A 16,638-nucleotide genomic window follows, 5' to 3' on the forward strand; every position below is an offset into this window, starting at 1 on the left:
CCATTGATTTGCATAATGTGTATAACTTGATATAACGATATGCGATTCAATCGCGAAAAACAGACAGAAGAAACAGCCAGGAGGGAAGGATGAGCGAAACGCCTGCGGACGGGGAGGTTCTCGACGTATTGATACTCGGCGCCGGCTTCGGCGGCCTTCACGCCCTGCACCGGCTCCGCGAGGACGGGTTCAAGGTCCTCGCGATCGAGGCGGCGCCGGACACCGGCGGCGCGTGGTACTGGAACCGCTACCCCGGCGCGCGGTGCGACGTCGAGAGCCTGGCCTATTGCTATACGTTCTCGCCGATCCTCGACGCGGAATGGAAATGGACCGAGCGCTATGCGGGACGCGACGAGATCTGCCGCTACCTGCAATGGGTCGCCGACCGGCTCGACCTTCGCAAGGACATCCGCTTCAATTCCAGACTGACGAAGGCGGCGTTCGACAAGGCGAGCGGCCTCTGGACGTTCGAGACCGGGAACGGCGACCGCTATCGCGCGCGGCACTTCCTGTCGTCGCCCGGCCCGATCTCGACGCCGATCATGCCCGACATACCGGGTCTCGACACGTTCCGGGGCCAGGTGATCCACACCGCCCGCTGGCCCGAGACCTATCCGGATTTCGCGGGCAAGCGCGTGGGAATCATCGGAACCGGATCGTCGGGCACGCAGGTGATCCCGATCGTCGCCGAACAGTGCGGGCATCTGACGGTTTTCCTCCGCACCCCCAATTTCTATGCGCCGGCGCGCAACCGGCCCCTGACGCAAAACGACTACGACTGGTGGGAACAGAACCGGGACCTGACCCGCGAGCGTCTTCAGAACTGCCAGCGCTGGGGCGGCGGCGACCTGATGCTCGACGAGGCCGTCAATGACGTCATGTTCCGCAAGGCGTCGGAATTCACGCCGGAGGAGCGCCGGGACATCTACGAGCGCCGCTGGGAATGCGGCGGCGGCGTCGTCGGCTGGGCGTTTTGCGACGCCATGATCGACAAGGCGGTCAACGACGAGGCGGCGGACTTCCTGCGCGGCAAGATCAAGACGATCGTGAAGAACCCTGACGTCGCGGAAACGCTGACGCCGCGGGGGTTCGCCTACGGCACGAAGCGTTGCACGGTCGGCACCGATTTCTACGAGACCTTCAACCGTGAGAACGTCGAGGTCGTCGACGTGAAGGCCGAGCCCATCGCGCGGTTCACCGAAACCGGCGCCGTTGTCGGCGCGCGTGAGATTCCGCTCGACATCCTGATTTCCGCGTCCGGGTTCGATGCGCTCACCGGCGCGCTCACCGTCATCGACGTCCGCGGCGAGGACGGCCGGTCGCTCGCGGAGGTCTGGGGAGACGGCCCGCACACCTATCTCGGGATCAGCGTACAGGGCTTCCCCAACATGTACATGATCGGCGGACCCGGCAGCCCGTCCGTTCTCACCAATGTCGTGATGACCAACGAGATGCAGGTCAACTGGATCGCGGACCTGATCGGGTACGCGGAAAGGAACGGCTACGCGCGCTGCGAAACCACCTCCGAAGCGCAGGACACGTGGACGCAGCACGTCAACGATCTCGTCAAGGGCAATCTCTGGGAAACGGCGGACAGCTGGTATGTCGGCTCCAACGTCCCCGGCAAGCCGCGCGTCATCCTCGCCTATGTGGGCGGATACGGCACCTACAAGCAGCGCTGCATCGAGGAGCGCGAGCAGGGATACCCCGGCTTCCGCTTCTCATAATCCCGCGTGCCTCCCGCCGGTTCGCAGGCCCGGCGGGAGGTGGCGGCGGTTCAGCTCGTCCAGACCGGCGCGCGGCGTTCGATGAAGGCTTTCGCGCCCTCGGCAAGATCGGGCGAAGCAAGCACGTTCGCCACCACCTCGTCCTGAAGCTTGCGGTTTTCCGCCTCGCCGCGATCGGCGGCGGCGCGCGTCAGCCGAAGGCTTTCGCGAACGGATAGCGGCGCGTTGCGGGCGATGGTCTCGGCGAGGCGGAGCGCCGTGCTCACTTCCTCGCCCTCGTCCACGAGGTGATTGACGAGACCCAATTCATACGCGCGCCGGGCGGCGATCGGCTCTCCGGTCACGACCATTTCGATGGCGACGGGGCGCGGCAGCACATTGGTCACGCGGTACGCGCCGCCCGCACCGGCGATGAGGCCGCGCTTCACTTCGGGAAGGCCGAAGCCGGCCTTCTCCCCCGCGACGATCATGTCGCAGGCGAGCGCGATTTCCGTCCCGCCGCCATACGCCGGCCCCTGAACCGCGGCGATCCACGGCTTGGTCCTGCGGGCGTAGACGAAACCGGCGAACCCGGTTTCCGGCCGCGCGAGCTGAAGCGCGCGCCCGGCGGCGACTTCGCGCAGATCAGCGCCCGCGCAGAACGAGCGGCCCCGCGATGCGAGCACGGCCGCGCGGATGCTCCTGTCGGCCTCGATCTGCAAGACACAGGCTTCCAGCGCCTCGGCGACGGCCACGTTGACGGCATTGTGCACGTTCGGGCGATTGAGCGTCACCAGCGCGACGTGATCGCCCACGCGCTCGAACAGGACCTCCGCCTCGGGCGTTTCCACGGGATCAGCCACGCTCATTCCTCTTCGCCTTTCCAGATCACCAGACCGTCGAGGGCCTCGACATCATCGCCGCGCACGATGAGCGGATTGACCTCCAGCGATTCGAGCTTCGGCCCCAATGCGAGCGCCGCATCGCCGATGCGGACGACCGCGTCGGCAACGCGGTCGAGATCGGCCGCGGGCGCGCCCCGGAAACCCTTCAGCAGCTTCGCGCCGCGCAGACGGTTCAACATGCCGGTCACGTTGCCGCGCGTGACCGGCAGCGGCGAAATCGCAACGTCGGCCAGCAATTCCACCAGCACGCCGCCGAACCCGACCGTGATCATCGCGCCCCACGTCGGATCGCGGGTCACGCCGACGAGCAGCTCCACGCCGCCCTGCCGCATCGGGGAGATGATCACGCCCTCGATGCGCGCGTCCGGGCGGGCGGCCTTCACGGCGTCGAGGATCGCATCGTATGCGGCCCCGGCGTCGGCCTCGGCGACATTGAGGCGAACGCCGCCCGCCTCCGTCTTGTGGGCGATGTCGGGCGACAGGATCTTGAGCACCAGCGGTCCCTCGATGCCGGCGGCTTCCGCCTCGGCGCGGGAGGTCGCCACGACCGCCGGAATCACGGGAACGCCCTTCCCGGCGAGATAATCGAGAACCGCGCGTTCCGAAGACAGCGGCGGCGGGGCATCGACAATCCCCCGTTCGGGATCGAGGCCTTGCGCGGGCGTTTTCAGCGTCTGCGACCACCATGCCGCGCGCGACGCCGCGCGCAGCATGGCGTCGATACCGCAGACGACATGCGGAAGCGCGTGCTCCCTGATGGCTGCGCGGGTCACGTCCGTCAGCGATTTCGTCGTCGTCGTGACCATGATCGCAGGCTTGTCGAGCCCCTTCACGGCGCGCCCTATCGCGGTGAGCGCAGGCGGAAGCCCCGCGCTGTCTTCCGATGTCGGGACGGCGATGTTGATCCCGATCAGCCCGATCTCGGGCGCTCCGGCGGCGACCGGGATGATGCGTTCCAGCATCGTCGGATCGCCCATGACGGCGCCGGTCACGTCGAGCGGATTCATCGCGGAGGCGAAGTCCGCCATCAGCGATTTCAGGGCCGCGGCCGTTTCCGGCGGCGGCGGCGGCACCAGAAGGCCCACGGAGTCCGCCCCGTCCGCGACGAGCGTGCAGGCGCCGCCGGAAATCGAGATGAAGCCGAGGCCGGGCTTCGGCAGCGGCCCGGTTTCCGCGAGCATTCCCGCCGTGATGATCAGGTCCTCCGTCGAATAGACGCGGATGATCCCGAGGCGCTCGCACACGGCATCGAAAACGCGGTCGTCCCCGGCGAGCGAACCCGTGTGCGCCTTCGCGACCTGCGTCGCGAGTTCGCTGCGGCCGATCTTCAGGATGACGATCGGCTTCTGCCGCTCCCGCGCACGCAGCGCGGCGCGCGCGAACGTGGCGGGATCGCGGATCGATTCCGAAAAGATCGCGATGGCGCGCGTCGGCTCGTGATCGACGAGATAATCGACGACATCGGCGAGGCTGAGCTGCGCTTCGTTGCCCGTCGCGGCGACGAAACTCGTGCCGATGTTCTGGCTGTTCGCGAACTCGTTGAGCTCGCTCGCCGTCGCTCCGCTCTGCGATACGATCGCGATGCGCGGCTCGAGGATCGGAAAGGCCGCCGGGATCGACGACACGGGCGCGCTTGCGCTCACGTTGTTGAAGCCGAGCGAATTCGGCCCCCAGAACGTCACGCCGAGTTCGCGCGCCTTTTCGAGGAGCGCCTGCTGCAAGGCCGCTCCTTCCTCGCCTGTTTCCGCATAGCCGGAGGTCAGGATCGCCATGTTGCGGATACCGGCCGCGGCGGCGTCCTCCATCGCGCCGAGCACCGCGGATTGCGGCACGAAGAGGAAGGCGACGTCGACCGGCTCGCCGATCTCCCGGCACGACGCATAGCCCTTCACGCCCAGAACGTCGGACCCGTTCCGGTTGACGGCATAGACCTTGCCGGCAAAGCCGAAGTCCTTGAAGTTCCGGATGATGAAGGCGCTCCACATCGAGCGTTCCGTCGCGCCGACGAGGGCAACGCTGCGCGGCTCGAACAGGGTGGAAAGACGGTGCGCGGGCCGCGCGGTTGCATCAGCCATAAATCTCTCCCGGCAGCGGGCGGCATTCCCGCCCGCGTGATGTTTTCAGCTTTCGATCGTGGTCATCAGGCTTTCGACGGCGTCGGCGAAATCCTGCTTGAATTCCTGCACCACCGCCGTCGCGGAGCGCACGGACTCGACGAGCCCGACACCCTGCCCCACCCAGTAGCTCACCAGCCGCTTCGCCTGTTCGTTGCCGGTGTCGGCAGCGCGGTCGATCCGTGCGAAGGTCGGAATGCTGATCATCGCCATCATGGGCATGGGTAGCGCGCCGGGGCTCTGCGGCCCGTCCCATGCGTCGTGCCATTCGGAGCGCAGCTGGCGGCTCGGCTTGCCGGTGCGCGTCTTGGATCGGATGGTGTCGCGCGATCCCGCCGCCACCATCTTCTCCTTGAAGGTCTCGCTGGTCTCCGCCTCGCTCGTCGCGAGCCAGACAGAGCCGGTCCATGCGCCCGCCGCGCCCATCGCCATGCAGCCCGCCATCTGCGCGCCGGTCATGATGCCGCCCGCGGCGAGCACGGGCACCTTGCGGATCGGGGCGATGGCGCGGATGACTTCCGGGACGAGCACCATCGTGGACACCTCCCCGCAATGGCCGCCCGCCTCACCACCCTGCGCCACGAGGAGATCGACGCCCGCGTTCACCTGCCGGACGGCATGTTCCTTGGCGCCCACCAGCGCGCCGACGGGAACGCCGTGGCGGCGCGCGCGCTCGATCATCGAGGGCGGCGCGATGCCGAGCGCATTGACGATCAGGCGAATAGGATGGCGGAACGCGACATCCATCAGCGCCTCGCCGACTTCGGGCAGGGTCGTCGGCGGGATACTGGCGACCACGTCTTCCGGCTTCGCAGGAATATCGTGCTTCTTCAGAAGATCGACGGCGAAGTCGACATGCTTCTGCGGAATCTGCTGGAGCAGGCTGTCCATGTCGACGTCCGCCCCCAGCGCCTGGTGCTCCGGTATCAATATGTCGACGCCGTAGGGCTTGCCGTCCACGTGGTCGTCGATCCAGCGCAGCTCCTCTTCGAGCAATTCCGGCGTGAAGCTGCTGCCGCCGAGCACGCCGAACCCTCCCGCCCGGCTGACGGCGGCGACGACATCGCGGCAGTGACTGAAGGCGAACAGCGGGAATTCCGCACCCACAAGACTTTTTACAGGTTCCATCGTCTCTCGCTCCCTTCCGGCATCCGCCGGACATTCCTATCGCCCCAGACCGAGGCCGCGCTGCGCGATCATCGACCGCTGTATCTCGTTGCTGCCGCCGCCCACGACGTACATGATCGACGTGCGCAGGATCTGTTCGATCGCTCCCTCCGCCGGAACGCCCGGCGCACCGGCGCCGAGCAGCGCCTCGCCGCCGACGAGGTCGAGCGCAGTCTCTGTGAGCCTCTGCGCGAGCTCGCTCGCGTAGACCTTCGCCATCGCGGCTTCCACGAGCGGCACGCCGCCGTCGTTCATCAGCGCGATCGAATTCAGCGCGAGCTGGCCGCCCGTCACCAGTTCGGCGGTCAGCCTGCCGATCGCTTCGGCGACAATGGGGGATTCACCCCGATCCCCGGCCTCCCGGAAATGATCGACCAGCGCTTCCAGCAGCACGCGCAGCTGGAACACGAAGCCGCCCATCGCGATCCTTTCGTTGGCGAGCGCGCGAGAGAGAATCTTCCAGCCGCCGTTCTCCTCGCCCAGCCGCCAGCTTGGCGGCAGGCGGACGTCGTCGAAGAAGATGTTGCAGAACGTCTGGCCGTACATCGCCATCATCGGTCGGACAGTGATACCGGGGCTGTCCATCGGCAGAATGAACAGGCTGATGCCGCCGTGCCTCACATCCGGGTCGGGATGCGTGCGCGCCGCGAGGATCATGTGCGAGGCGCGGTGCCCGTCCGTGGTCCAGATCTTCTGGCCGTTGATCACGTAGTCGTCGCCGTCGCGCACCGCCTTCGTGCGAAGGCTCGCGAGGTCCGATCCCGCTTCCGGCTCGCTGTAACCGAGGCAGCCCGTGACCGTTCCGGCCCGCAGTCCGGGCAGCAGCGCGGCCTGCAATTCCGGCGTGCCGTGCGCGATGATTTCCGGCGCCATGATCCGGCAGCCGCAGATCAGCGGATAGTCGGACACGCCCGCCTTCAGCAGTTCCTCGCTGAACGCCAGTTGCTCGAACGGCGTGGCATCCAGCCCCCCGGCCGCTTTCGGCCAGTTCAGCGCCGCCCAGCCGTCCCGTCCCAGCCGCTCCGCAAATACCAGATTCCAGTTGCGTTCGCTGAGGGGCTTGCCGCGATGCGCGGCGCTTTCCGCCGCCGACCAGTTCGCATCGAGCCACGCCCGCAGCCGTGCGCGGAACTCCGCCGCCGGATCGTCCTCCCGTGCGAAGAGCGCGTCGATGGCCTCTGCGCCGCCGTTCAGGACATGGCGGCCGAGATCAAGCCGGGCATCGAGCGCGCCGCCGCAGCGCGCGACGTCGCCGTGAACGCGGCGGAACAGCGCGGGCGCCTCATGCTCTTCCGCAAATCCCACGGCGCCGAAACAGTGCTGGGTTTCGAGCGCCACCTGCCGCAGTGACAGGCCGGCGAAGGCCGCCGCGGACGTCGCGAGCGCCCACCAGTCGGCCGAGCCGCAATCATGGGCCTGCGCGGCGGCGGACATCTGAAGCCTGCACCCTTCGAGCGCGATATGGCTGTTCGCCAGCTTGTGCTGGAGCGCCTGGAAACTGCCGATCGTCTGGCCGAACTGGCGCCTCACCCTCGCATAGTCGACGACCATCTCGAACCCGCGCTGCGCCGCGCCGAGCGCACGCGCGCCGAATCCGAGGCGCAGGATCGCGACCAGCCTGCGCGCATCGGCAGCGGACAGGGGGACGGCCTCGCAGGGAACGCCGTGCGCGTGAACGTCCGCGAGGCCGGGCAGCAATGCGGGCGTGGCGGCGATCTCGACGCCGGGCGCCCCGGCGGGCAGGATGCACAGGTCCCGCCCCCCGCACAGGATCATGAGCCGATCTGCGTCCGCCGCCCCTTCGACGAGGCGCACCGTTCCGCTCAGCCTGCCGCCGTCGTACCGGGCCTCGCCGTCCCGGCCGATGCCGATCGCGATCCGTTCGTCCGGACCCACACGGCCCGGCGCGAAGATGTTGGCGATCGCCGCCTCCAGAACCGGCAGCGGCGACGCCGCCCGCCCCAGCTCGTTCATCACCGGCAGCAGGTCCTGGAGACCGGCATCGTCCCCGGCGCAAAGCATCGTCAGGCCCTGATCGACGGCGCCCCGCCACCGGCGTTCGGGCGGCGATACCGGTGCAGAAAACTCCGCGAGCATCTTGCGGACGGCCGTCCGCAGGATCTCGTCATGGCTGCGCCCGGTCGACATCAGAACGCGCCGCCCCGCCGCCAGAAGACGTAGCCGTCCTCTCCCGGAACCGCCGTGCCCGTCGTGCCGACCGGTTCCGTTTCGCCCGAGACGAGGAAACGAAGCGTCTCCTCGTCGCTCCGCGGAACGCGGCAGACGAAGCGCACACCCTGCGGCGAGAGCCCGACGACGGTTCCATGCCCCGGCAGGCCGTCGCGGCCGTAGGGGACCGTATAGGCCTCGATCCGGCCCGGCCCCGCATAAGCCTCGTCGAGCGGCGGGATCGCGCCGCGCAGGCGGTCCGCTTCGGACTGACAGTCGAAGTCCTGCGGGAACAGGCCGTCCTGCATCCGGCGGGTCAGCACGATCGAATGATTGTGCGTGGCGAAGCCTCCGTTCGCGAAAATGAGGCCGCTGCGTCCGCCCGCCCGCAGCTTCTGCGTCATGACGACGGCGGCGTGCATCATGCAGTTGCCGATCGGCCCGCCGCCGAAGCTGAGCCCGCCGTAGACGCTCGGCGACCTGTCGAGCGGCCAGCCGAGGACACGCCGCGCCATCTTCGCAACGCACGGGAAGCAGTTGTAGAGCTCGACGAAATCGAGGTCGCCCGCGGCAAGGCCGTTGAGCTCCATCGCCCTCCGGATCGAAACGGTCATGGCCGCCGATCCGGCATAGCTGTCCCGCGCGAGGAAATCCTCGTCCTCGTGCGCGGCGGCGCCCGCGCCCACGAAGACGATCCGGTCTTCGGCGATGCCGAGTTCGCGCGCCTTGCCGAGGCTGGTCAGGATGACCGCGGCCCCCTGGTTGACGGCGCTGTTCGCCACCATCAGCTTCGTATACGGATAGGTGACGACGCGGTTGCGGGGCGATGCCGTCGTTATCGCGTCCGGTTCGAGCGCTTCGCGTATCCAGGCGCCCTCGTTCGCGGCCGCGGCGCGCGAATAGTGCGACCACAGGATCCCGGTTTCGCGCTGCGCGTCCGCGAAGCTCTGCCCCCATGCGGCGCGCGTGCCGGTTTCATACAGGGGATAGACGTCCGCGGGCGTCATGAGGCCGTATTTCTTCAGGAACGGCCGCACCGACCGGTCGAGAAGGTCGCGCATGACATTCGATTTTCCGGCGCCATCGTCCTTGCGCGCGGCATTCCGGTAGGCCGCCGTCCGCAAGGCTTCGGCGCCGACGATGGCCGCGACCTCCGCCTCGCCGGTAGCGATCAGGTTCGCCGCATGGTTGAGCAGGAACACCGGCCCGTCGCCGCTCGGCTCCCGCGTCAGCAGGGTCGACCGGGGGGCGACACCGATGCGCCGCAGGAGATGGGGCGTGATCGGCGCCTCGGCGGGCCATGCCGTGATCTCGCTGCTCACCTGATTCTCGATGCCGAGAAAATCGGCCCGGGCGAGCAGGCCGCCGCCGGCGTCATGATCCGCGCGTTCGAGCGCGAGCGCCATCAGCTCCAGCGTATCGAAGCCCGATGCGGAATCCTCCCGTGCATCATTGATCTGGCCGACGCCGACAATGACGGGAACCGCGTAAGCTCCATTTCTACTCATCAGATACTCTTCTGAACGCTTCCGACAGTTGTGCAACGCCTGGGGAGAGGGAGAGCCGTGACGCTCTCCCTCTCCCACGACCTCAGAACTTCACGGTGCCCTGCACCATGATCTGGCGGCCGCGGTTCGGCAGGCCCATGATCTGGACCGTGTCGCCCGCGGCGGGCGCCGGGGCGCCCGGCTTCTCGGCCATGTAGGACGTGTAGTACTCGTTGGTGAGGTTGCGTCCGATCAGCGCCACCTCCCACTTGTCGTCGGAGGTCTTCAGGCGCACGCTCGCATCGAACAGCCAGAAGCTGTCCTGAACGCCCGCCGGGTTTCCGTTTTCCACCGCGAAATAATTATCGCTGTACCGCGTGTTTCCGGAAAGCCCGATCACGAAGTCGTCGCCTGCCGGAACATCCAGATTGAAGCCGGCGGTCGCCGTCCAATCGGGTGCGCGGGCGAGCGGCTGACCGGCGCGCTGCTGCGAGAACGTGCCGTTTCCGTTGTCGACATTGCAGCCCGTCGCGGCCGTCTGTCCGCCCCAGCACTGCGAGAGGTAGTCGAGGAAGCGGGCGTGGTTGTAGGCGATGCCGCCGTTGAAGGTCAGCCACGCGTTGGCGCGCGCGCTGAACTCGACCTCGACGCCCTTGACACGCGCCTCCGCGGCATTGGTGATGATGAAGCTCGTCGTCGCCGGGTTGAACGAGTTCACCTGCAGGTTGGAATATTTGTAGGAGAAGATCGAGCTCGTCACCGTCAGCGCGCGGTCCAGCAGCCTCGCCTTCACGCCGCCCTCGAAGCCCCTGATCTTCTCCGACTTGAACCGGATGGAATCCGAGGTGATCGCGGCGGGAATGAGGTTCGTGCTGATGCCGAACCCGCCGGACTTGTAGCCGGTCTTGTAGGCGATGTACGTCGTCAGGTCCGACGTCGGCCGCCATGAGAGCGTGGCTTCGGGCGAGTAGTTGTTGTCCTTGAACTTGTCCGTGAAGACCTTGCCTTCCGGCGCAAGGACGGTGCCGGACAGCGGCGGGTGAACGTAGGTGTTCACGATGTCCGAATCCTTGGTCTCATGCGTGTAGCGAACGCCGCCGGCCAGTTCGAGCTGGGGGACGATCTCCCAGATCAGCTGACCGAACACCGAATAGGTGTTGCCCTTCGTGTTGCCCGGCTTTTCCCACGTGTGATACTTGCCGGTCGCCGCGTCCACGGGCAGCGGCGCGATCAGGCTGGCGTTGAAGAAATCGTGGTCGGTGTGCTGATAATAGGCTCCGATCATGAAGTTGACCGGCGAATCGAACGACGACAGAAGCCGGAATTCCTGGCTGAAGGACTTGAATTTTTCCTGCTCGGCCGCGTCATAGGCCATGTACACGGTCGCGTCGTAGTTATCGAAGTATTTCGTGTTGTTGGCGAAATACCCGGTCACTGACGTCAGCGTGAGATTCTCGAAGTCGTAGTTGGCGGTCAGGCTGGACAGCAGCATCCGCGTCTTGCTGTAGGGGTTCTGCCGGGCGACCGGCCAGTTGTCCGCATAGCCGTTCGGCAGGGCGCCGTTCGAATAATTCCGGTCCAGCTTGCAATCGCCGTAAGGATCGACGGCGACGGTGGGGATGCCGGCATAGACGACGACCGGCGTGGTATAGCCGCCGCAGTTCACGAGCTGCTGACCTGCGGACGGACCGTCGTCGTTGCGGATCATGCCCGCGACCTTCAGCGTGGCGCTGAAATTGCTTCCTTCCGGCTCGTAGGCGAGGCTCACGCGGCCGAGGAATTCCTCATCGCCGGGGCGCGACGTCTTCGGCGCCTGCGGCAGATTGGTCGGCCCGGCGAACGGCGAGCTCGTCAGCTGGCCCGCGTTGTTGCGCAGCCAGCCGTCCATGTAGCGGTAGCGAACCGCCACGCGGGCGGAGAACGCGTCCGAAAGCGGCCCCGACACCGCACCTTCGACGAGCGCTTCGTCGGCCACGAATTCATAGCCGACCCGCGCGTAGCCCTCGAACGTGCGCGTGGGCGCCGCGGACGTGATGCTGATCACGCCGGCGGGGCTGTTCTTGCCGAAGAACAGCGCCTGCGGCCCCTTCATCACCTCCACCTGCGCCAGGTCGAGCATACCGAGTTCCATGATACGGGAACGGCCGGTCTGGATTCCGTCCACGTTGATGGAAACGGCCTGATCGAAGCCCGCGTTGCTGGGCGATGTGCCGATGCCGCGCAGCGCGATGACGCCGCCGCCGCCGCTCGACGAGCGGTCGATGGTGAGCGATGGCGCCAGCTTCACGAGGTCGCGCGTGTCCGTCGCTCCGAACCGGCTCAGCGTCTCGCTGTCGATCGCGCTGACCGCGACCGGCGCCTCAATCAGCGTCTCCTTGCGCTGGCGGGCCGAGACGATGATTTCGCCGGCATCCTGCGCGACCTGCTCCGTCGTCTCGCCCGTCGCCTGTGCGGCGGCGGGCAATGTTCCGAGGACGAGCGCGGCGGCCGCCGACGTGCACATCAATCCAATCCGACAAATCTTCCCTGAAACACCCGTCTCATTATTCGTCATTTCTCACTCCCCTGGTCTTGATTCCGGTTTCACGAGATTTTCTGATCAAGTCCGCTGTACCAACGTCCCTACACACGTCGGTCCTCTCCCCCTCCCGTTTCGAGATTGATCCGTTCGCCGCGATCTCCGGGCCGGCTATCGCGCATCGTTTGTGCCGCCTTCCCGGTCGGCGAGCTTGCGCGCCTGCATCTGGACATAGGCGCGGATCTGTTCCGCATCCCCGGCCGAGAGCCTGTCCTTGAAGCTGACCATCCCGACGCCCGACAAGGCGCCGTCGATAACGATGGCGCGCCACGTCTCGGCGTCCGGGAGCACGCCGCTGCGCCGAAGATCGGGTACGACGTTCGCCGACATCGCCCCGGCGGCGTGACAGGCCGCGCAGGTCTCCGCGTAGAGAACCCGGCCGCGCTCGACGGCGGCTGCCGACCATGTCTCCTGCGTGACGCTCGGAGAGCCGACCGGCGGCAGTTCCGGCAGCACCGCCTTGCCGTCCAGTTTGAAGACGAGGAGCCGCCCCGGGATGCGCGGTCTCGGCTCGTAGAAGTTCGGCAGCGCAAGCGCCATCGCGCCGCCGTATCCCGCGAGCACGGCGACATATTGCGTGCCGTCGATCGTGTAGCTCATCGGGGCCGCGACGACGCCCGACTGGGTATCGAAGCGCCACAGCTCCTTGCCGTTCGCGGCATCATAGGCGGAGAGAATCCCACTCGACTGTCCCTGAAAGACCAGCCCGCCGCCCGTCGCGAGAACGCCGCCGTTGACGGGGCGTTGGTGGTCCACCTTCCACGCCATCGTCTGCGTGACGGGATTCCACGCGATGAGGGCGCCGCTCAGCGCATCCCGCGCGGCCTTGATCGCGTCCTTCGTATCCGGCAGGGGCGCGGCATTCATGTCGACACCGAGATTCCAGCTTCCGGGGCGGAAGCGGAACTGCTTGTCCTCCAGATAGAGGAACGGGATCGACTGGGCCGGAATATAGACGAGGCCGGTATCCGGGCTGTACGCCATCGGCTGCCAGCTATGCGCGCCGGGGCTGCCCGGAAGCCCGACCTCCGGATCGGGATAGCGCGCGTTCGCCGTTTCCACCGGACGGCCGGTCTCGAGGTCGATCGAGGTCGCCCATGTCGTCGGCACGAAATTTCTGGCAGAGATCAACTTTCCGGTATGCCGGTCCAAGACGTAGAAAAACCCGTTCTTGGGCGCCTGCATCAGGACCTTGCGGTCCTGTCCGTCGATCTTCAGGTCCGCCAGGATGATCGGCTGCGTCGCCGTGAAATCCCAGGTCTCGCCGGGATTCTGCTGGTAGTGCCAGAGATATTTCCCGGTGTCCGGATCGAGCGCGACGATGGAGGAGAGGAAGAGATTGTCGCCCCGCCCGTCCGAACGGATCCTGTGATTCCACGGCGAACCGTTGCCGACGCCGATGTAGAGCTGGTTCAGTTCGGGATCGTGAACGATCGCATCCCAGACCGTGCCGCCGCCGCCGTATTTCCAGTACGATCCGAACCACGTGGGCACCGCCTTCGTTTTCAGGACCTCGTCGGAGACCGAGCCGTCCGGTCCCTTCGCGGGATCGCCCGGCACCGTGTAGAAGCGCCACACCTGCTTCCCGGTCTGCGCGTCATAGGCCGTCACATAGCCCCGCGCGCCGTAGTCGGCGCCGCCGTTGCCGATGATCACCTTGCCGCTCGCTATGCGCGGTGCGCCCGTGATCGTATAGGGCCAGACGCCGTCCAGCGTCTGAACGCTCCAGACCAGCTTGCCCGACCGGGCGTCGAGCGCGATCAGGCGGCCGTCCAGCGTCGCGGAATAGATCTTGCCGTCGAAATAGGCCGCGCCGCGATTCACCACGTCGCAGCAGGCCTTCACCGCGGTTTCGCCGGGGACCTCCGGATCATGCTGCCATTTCAGTTTCCCGCTGACGGCATCGACCGCGATCACCTTGCTCCACGCCGTCGTGGCGTAGAGCGTGCCGTCGACGACGAACGGCGTCGCCTCCTGACCGCGGCTGGTATCGAGGTCGAGCGACCACGCGAGGCCGAGCCTGCCGACGCTCTCGCGGTTTATGTCCGACAGGGGCGCGTAATGCTGTTCGAGCGGCGACCCGCCGATCGACGGCCAACCCGCGGGGTCCGCGATCCCGGACGACTCCGGCCCCTCGCGATCGCAGGCCGAAAGCACGAGCAGTGCGGCAAGGCCGAGAGCGGCGGCGCGCACGGCGTCAGGCCTCGCCCAGATTGACGTACACGGACTTGGATTCGAGGAAGGCCGAGAAGCCCTCGTCGCCCATTTCGCGGCCGATGCCGGATTGCTTGAACCCGCCGAACGGCATCGCGGGATTCATCACGCCGTAGCAATTGATCCAGACGTTTCCGGCGCGCAGCCGCGCGGCGACGCTGTGCGCCTTGGCAAGGCCAGATGTAAAGATACCGGCGCCGAGCCCGTACTGCGTATCGTTGGCGAGTGCGATAACTTCATCAACATCGTCGAAAGGAGTCGCAACAACAACCGGGCCGAAGATCTCTTCACGGACGACACGCGCACTGGAAGAGAGATTCGTGAACACCGTGGGCTCCACGAAGAATCCCTGCCCCTCGCGCGCCTTGCCGCCCGCAACGACCTGCCCGCCCTCCTCTTCGCCGAGCGCGATATAGTCGCAAACGCGCCTGCGCTGCTTTTCGGAGATCAGCGGCCCGATCTGGTTTGCCGCGTCGAGGCCGCTGCCGATCTTCAGGGAGCGCGCGAACCGGGCGACACCTTCCACGACCCTGTCGAACGAGGCGCGCTGCACATAGAGGCGCGAGCCGGCGAAGCAGACCTGTCCGGTATTGGCGAAGATCGCCATCGCCGCGCCGGGAATGGCCTGTTCCATATCGGCGTCGTCGAAAACCACGCAGGGCGATTTTCCGCCGAGTTCCAGCGTCACGCGCTTGACGCTGTCCGCGGCCGAACGAAGCACGCTCTTGCCGGTCTCGGTGGACCCCGTGAACGAAATCTTGTCGACGCCTTCGTGCGCCACGAGCGCAGCGCCCGCATCGCCGAAGCCGGTCACGACATTGAGTACGCCCGCAGGGACCCCCGCTTCCAGTGCCAGCTTGCCAAGGCGCAGCGCCGTGAGCGGCGTGTCCTCGGCAACCTTGACGACGCATGTGCAACCTGCCGCAAGCGCCGGCGCCACCTTTATGACGAAGGTCCCGATCGGCCCGTTCCACGGAATGATGAGGCCGACGACCCCGACCGGCTCGAGCGCCGTATATGCATGGAAATGCGCGCCTCCGCCGGATACCGCAGCAGAAGCGTTCCGACCGATTGCTCGCCCCGTCATCCCGGCAAAATGACGCAGCCAGGACGCCGAAGCCGCGACGCCCCACTCGGCAAACGCCCTCGGCATTCCGTTGTTGAGCACTTCGAGTTCGACGAGCTCGGCGGCATTGGCTTCGAGAAGCTCGGCGAAACGCCACAAGAGCCGCGCCCGCGCATCGGACGACAGGCCGCGCCACCGGGGATTTTCGAACGCCCGCCGCGCCGCGTTCACCGCGCGGTCCACATCGCCCCCATCACATCGCGCGACATTGGCGATCGGCATCCCGGTCGCAGGATTCAGGGCGTCATAGCGTGCGCCCGAGGCCGAAGCCTGCCACTCACCGTCGATCAGCAGATCATGCCGGCGGGCAAGGAACCTCTCCACCCGCGACCCCGGATTCGCCCCCGCTGGCTCCACTGGACACCCTCCCTCCGCCGATGCGGCCGCACGCTGCAGACGATGTGCCGGGAAAACAGCCCACGAATGGTCGAAGAACGACCGCCTCCCCTTCGGCTCATCAACCAGCCGTTTTCGTTGCTTGGGTGATTTTTACATCGCAGCCATAACCGCGGTCAAGAGTTTATATCAGTGTGCAAACTTTTCAGCGACGCTATCAAACATCTGGATGGTTGTTAAATATATATGGACAATTTTTCCATATTATCTTTATATATCAGTATATTGAAAGAAATTCTCTTGGAAGGTCATTATCCAAAATGGTAGCGCTCAGGGTAAATTCGTGTGGCCGCACACCCACACGAATACACGCCATCGTCGTCCCGCAACACACAACCAACCAATCGGTAGGTATCTCGAATTCGCAACCTGCAGCCAACTGCACCGCTCGCCGAGCAGCGGATGCTGCCCAAGCACTATGCGAAGTGGCTCGACGACGCTGACGCGATCCGCGAGGCGAGCAAACTGAACAGCCTGTTCGGCGAATTTGGTCAGATTTTGGTCACGGAAATCAAAAAGATTAATGATTCCAATGGATTAATGGTGACCCCTACGGGACTCGAACCCGTGTTTTCGCCGTGAGAGGGCAAATCTACTTTTTTTCTGGACATCTGTGGATATCTGTAAATTATTATAAATACAGGATAAATTTATCACCATCTTCTTTATGTCCTTGCCTATCCACGCCAATCCACGTAGGTTTATTACCCGATTGTTACCCGATTTTATTCGCCCCGGAACTGCCCATGACTCGTCATGTTACGGAAACACGTCTA

General features: G+C 66.0%; 10 protein-coding genes and 1 tRNA gene. 2 read left to right on the forward strand and 9 right to left on the reverse strand.

All coding sequences use genetic code 11. The features are described 5' to 3' along the window. Nucleotides 1-89: 89 nt before the first annotated feature. Nucleotides 90-1,727 (forward strand): flavin-containing monooxygenase, encoded by a 1,638-nt coding sequence (locus tag PE061_RS00345; RefSeq protein ID WP_271257268.1) that lies wholly within the window; start codon nt 90-92, stop codon nt 1,725-1,727. A 50-nt stretch (nt 1,728-1,777) separates the two neighbouring features. Here PE061_RS00345 and PE061_RS00350 read toward each other — a convergent pair whose 3' ends face one another. The 8 genes from PE061_RS00350 to PE061_RS00385 all read right to left on the reverse strand — a co-directional run bounded on the left by PE061_RS00350 (nt 1,778) and on the right by PE061_RS00385 (nt 15,790). Further along, on the reverse strand, nt 1,778-2,569 hold the full coding sequence (locus tag PE061_RS00350) for an enoyl-CoA hydratase-related protein (RefSeq protein WP_271257269.1): 792 nt from the start codon (nt 2,567-2,569) through the stop codon (nt 1,778-1,780). Nucleotides 2,570-2,571: 2 nt separating this feature from the next. After that, nucleotides 2,572-4,686, reverse strand: a complete 2,115-nt coding sequence (locus PE061_RS00355; RefSeq protein WP_271257270.1) for an acetate--CoA ligase family protein — start codon at nt 4,684-4,686, stop codon at nt 2,572-2,574. Nucleotides 4,687-4,731: 45 nt separating this feature from the next. Next, complete coding sequence (locus PE061_RS00360; protein WP_271257271.1) at nt 4,732-5,853, reverse strand: NAD(P)H-dependent flavin oxidoreductase; 1,122 nt, start codon at nt 5,851-5,853, stop codon at nt 4,732-4,734. A gap of 36 nt (nt 5,854-5,889) precedes the next feature. Next, entirely contained in the window at nt 5,890-8,040 is a 2,151-nt protein-coding gene (locus PE061_RS00365) for an acyl-CoA dehydrogenase family protein (protein ID WP_271257272.1), read from the reverse strand. Continuing rightward, nucleotides 8,040-9,569 (reverse strand): acetyl-CoA acetyltransferase, encoded by a 1,530-nt coding sequence (locus tag PE061_RS00370; protein WP_271257273.1) that lies wholly within the window; start codon nt 9,567-9,569, stop codon nt 8,040-8,042. Before PE061_RS00370 ends, PE061_RS00365 begins: the two co-directional genes overlap by 1 nt. An 82-nt stretch (nt 9,570-9,651) precedes the next feature. Continuing rightward, nucleotides 9,652-12,051 (reverse strand): TonB-dependent receptor, encoded by a 2,400-nt coding sequence (locus PE061_RS00375; protein WP_271257274.1) that lies wholly within the window; start codon nt 12,049-12,051, stop codon nt 9,652-9,654. A gap of 186 nt (nt 12,052-12,237) precedes the next feature. Continuing rightward, nucleotides 12,238-14,319 (reverse strand): PQQ-dependent dehydrogenase, methanol/ethanol family, encoded by a 2,082-nt coding sequence (locus tag PE061_RS00380; protein WP_271257275.1) that lies wholly within the window; start codon nt 14,317-14,319, stop codon nt 12,238-12,240. Nucleotides 14,320-14,323: 4 nt separating this feature from the next. Further along, a complete protein-coding gene (locus tag PE061_RS00385) occupies nt 14,324-15,790 on the reverse strand; it encodes an aldehyde dehydrogenase family protein (protein ID WP_271257276.1) in 1,467 nt (488 codons plus the stop codon). Nucleotides 15,791-16,264: 474 nt separating this feature from the next. Here PE061_RS00385 and PE061_RS00390 point away from each other — a divergent pair, with 474 nt between their 5' ends. After that, on the forward strand, nt 16,265-16,444 hold the full coding sequence (locus tag PE061_RS00390; RefSeq protein ID WP_271257277.1) for a hypothetical protein: 180 nt from the start codon (nt 16,265-16,267) through the stop codon (nt 16,442-16,444). On the opposite strand, the gene PE061_RS00395 is transcribed toward PE061_RS00390, so the two are convergent. Next, nucleotides 16,404-16,534: transfer RNA gene (locus PE061_RS00395), tRNA-Ser, on the reverse strand. The genes PE061_RS00390 and PE061_RS00395 overlap by 41 nt on opposite strands. Between the last annotated feature and the right edge of the window lie 104 nt (nt 16,535-16,638).

The organism is Sphingosinicella microcystinivorans, from assembly GCF_027941835.1.
Lineage (GTDB): Bacteria > Pseudomonadota > Alphaproteobacteria > Sphingomonadales > Sphingomonadaceae > Sphingosinicella.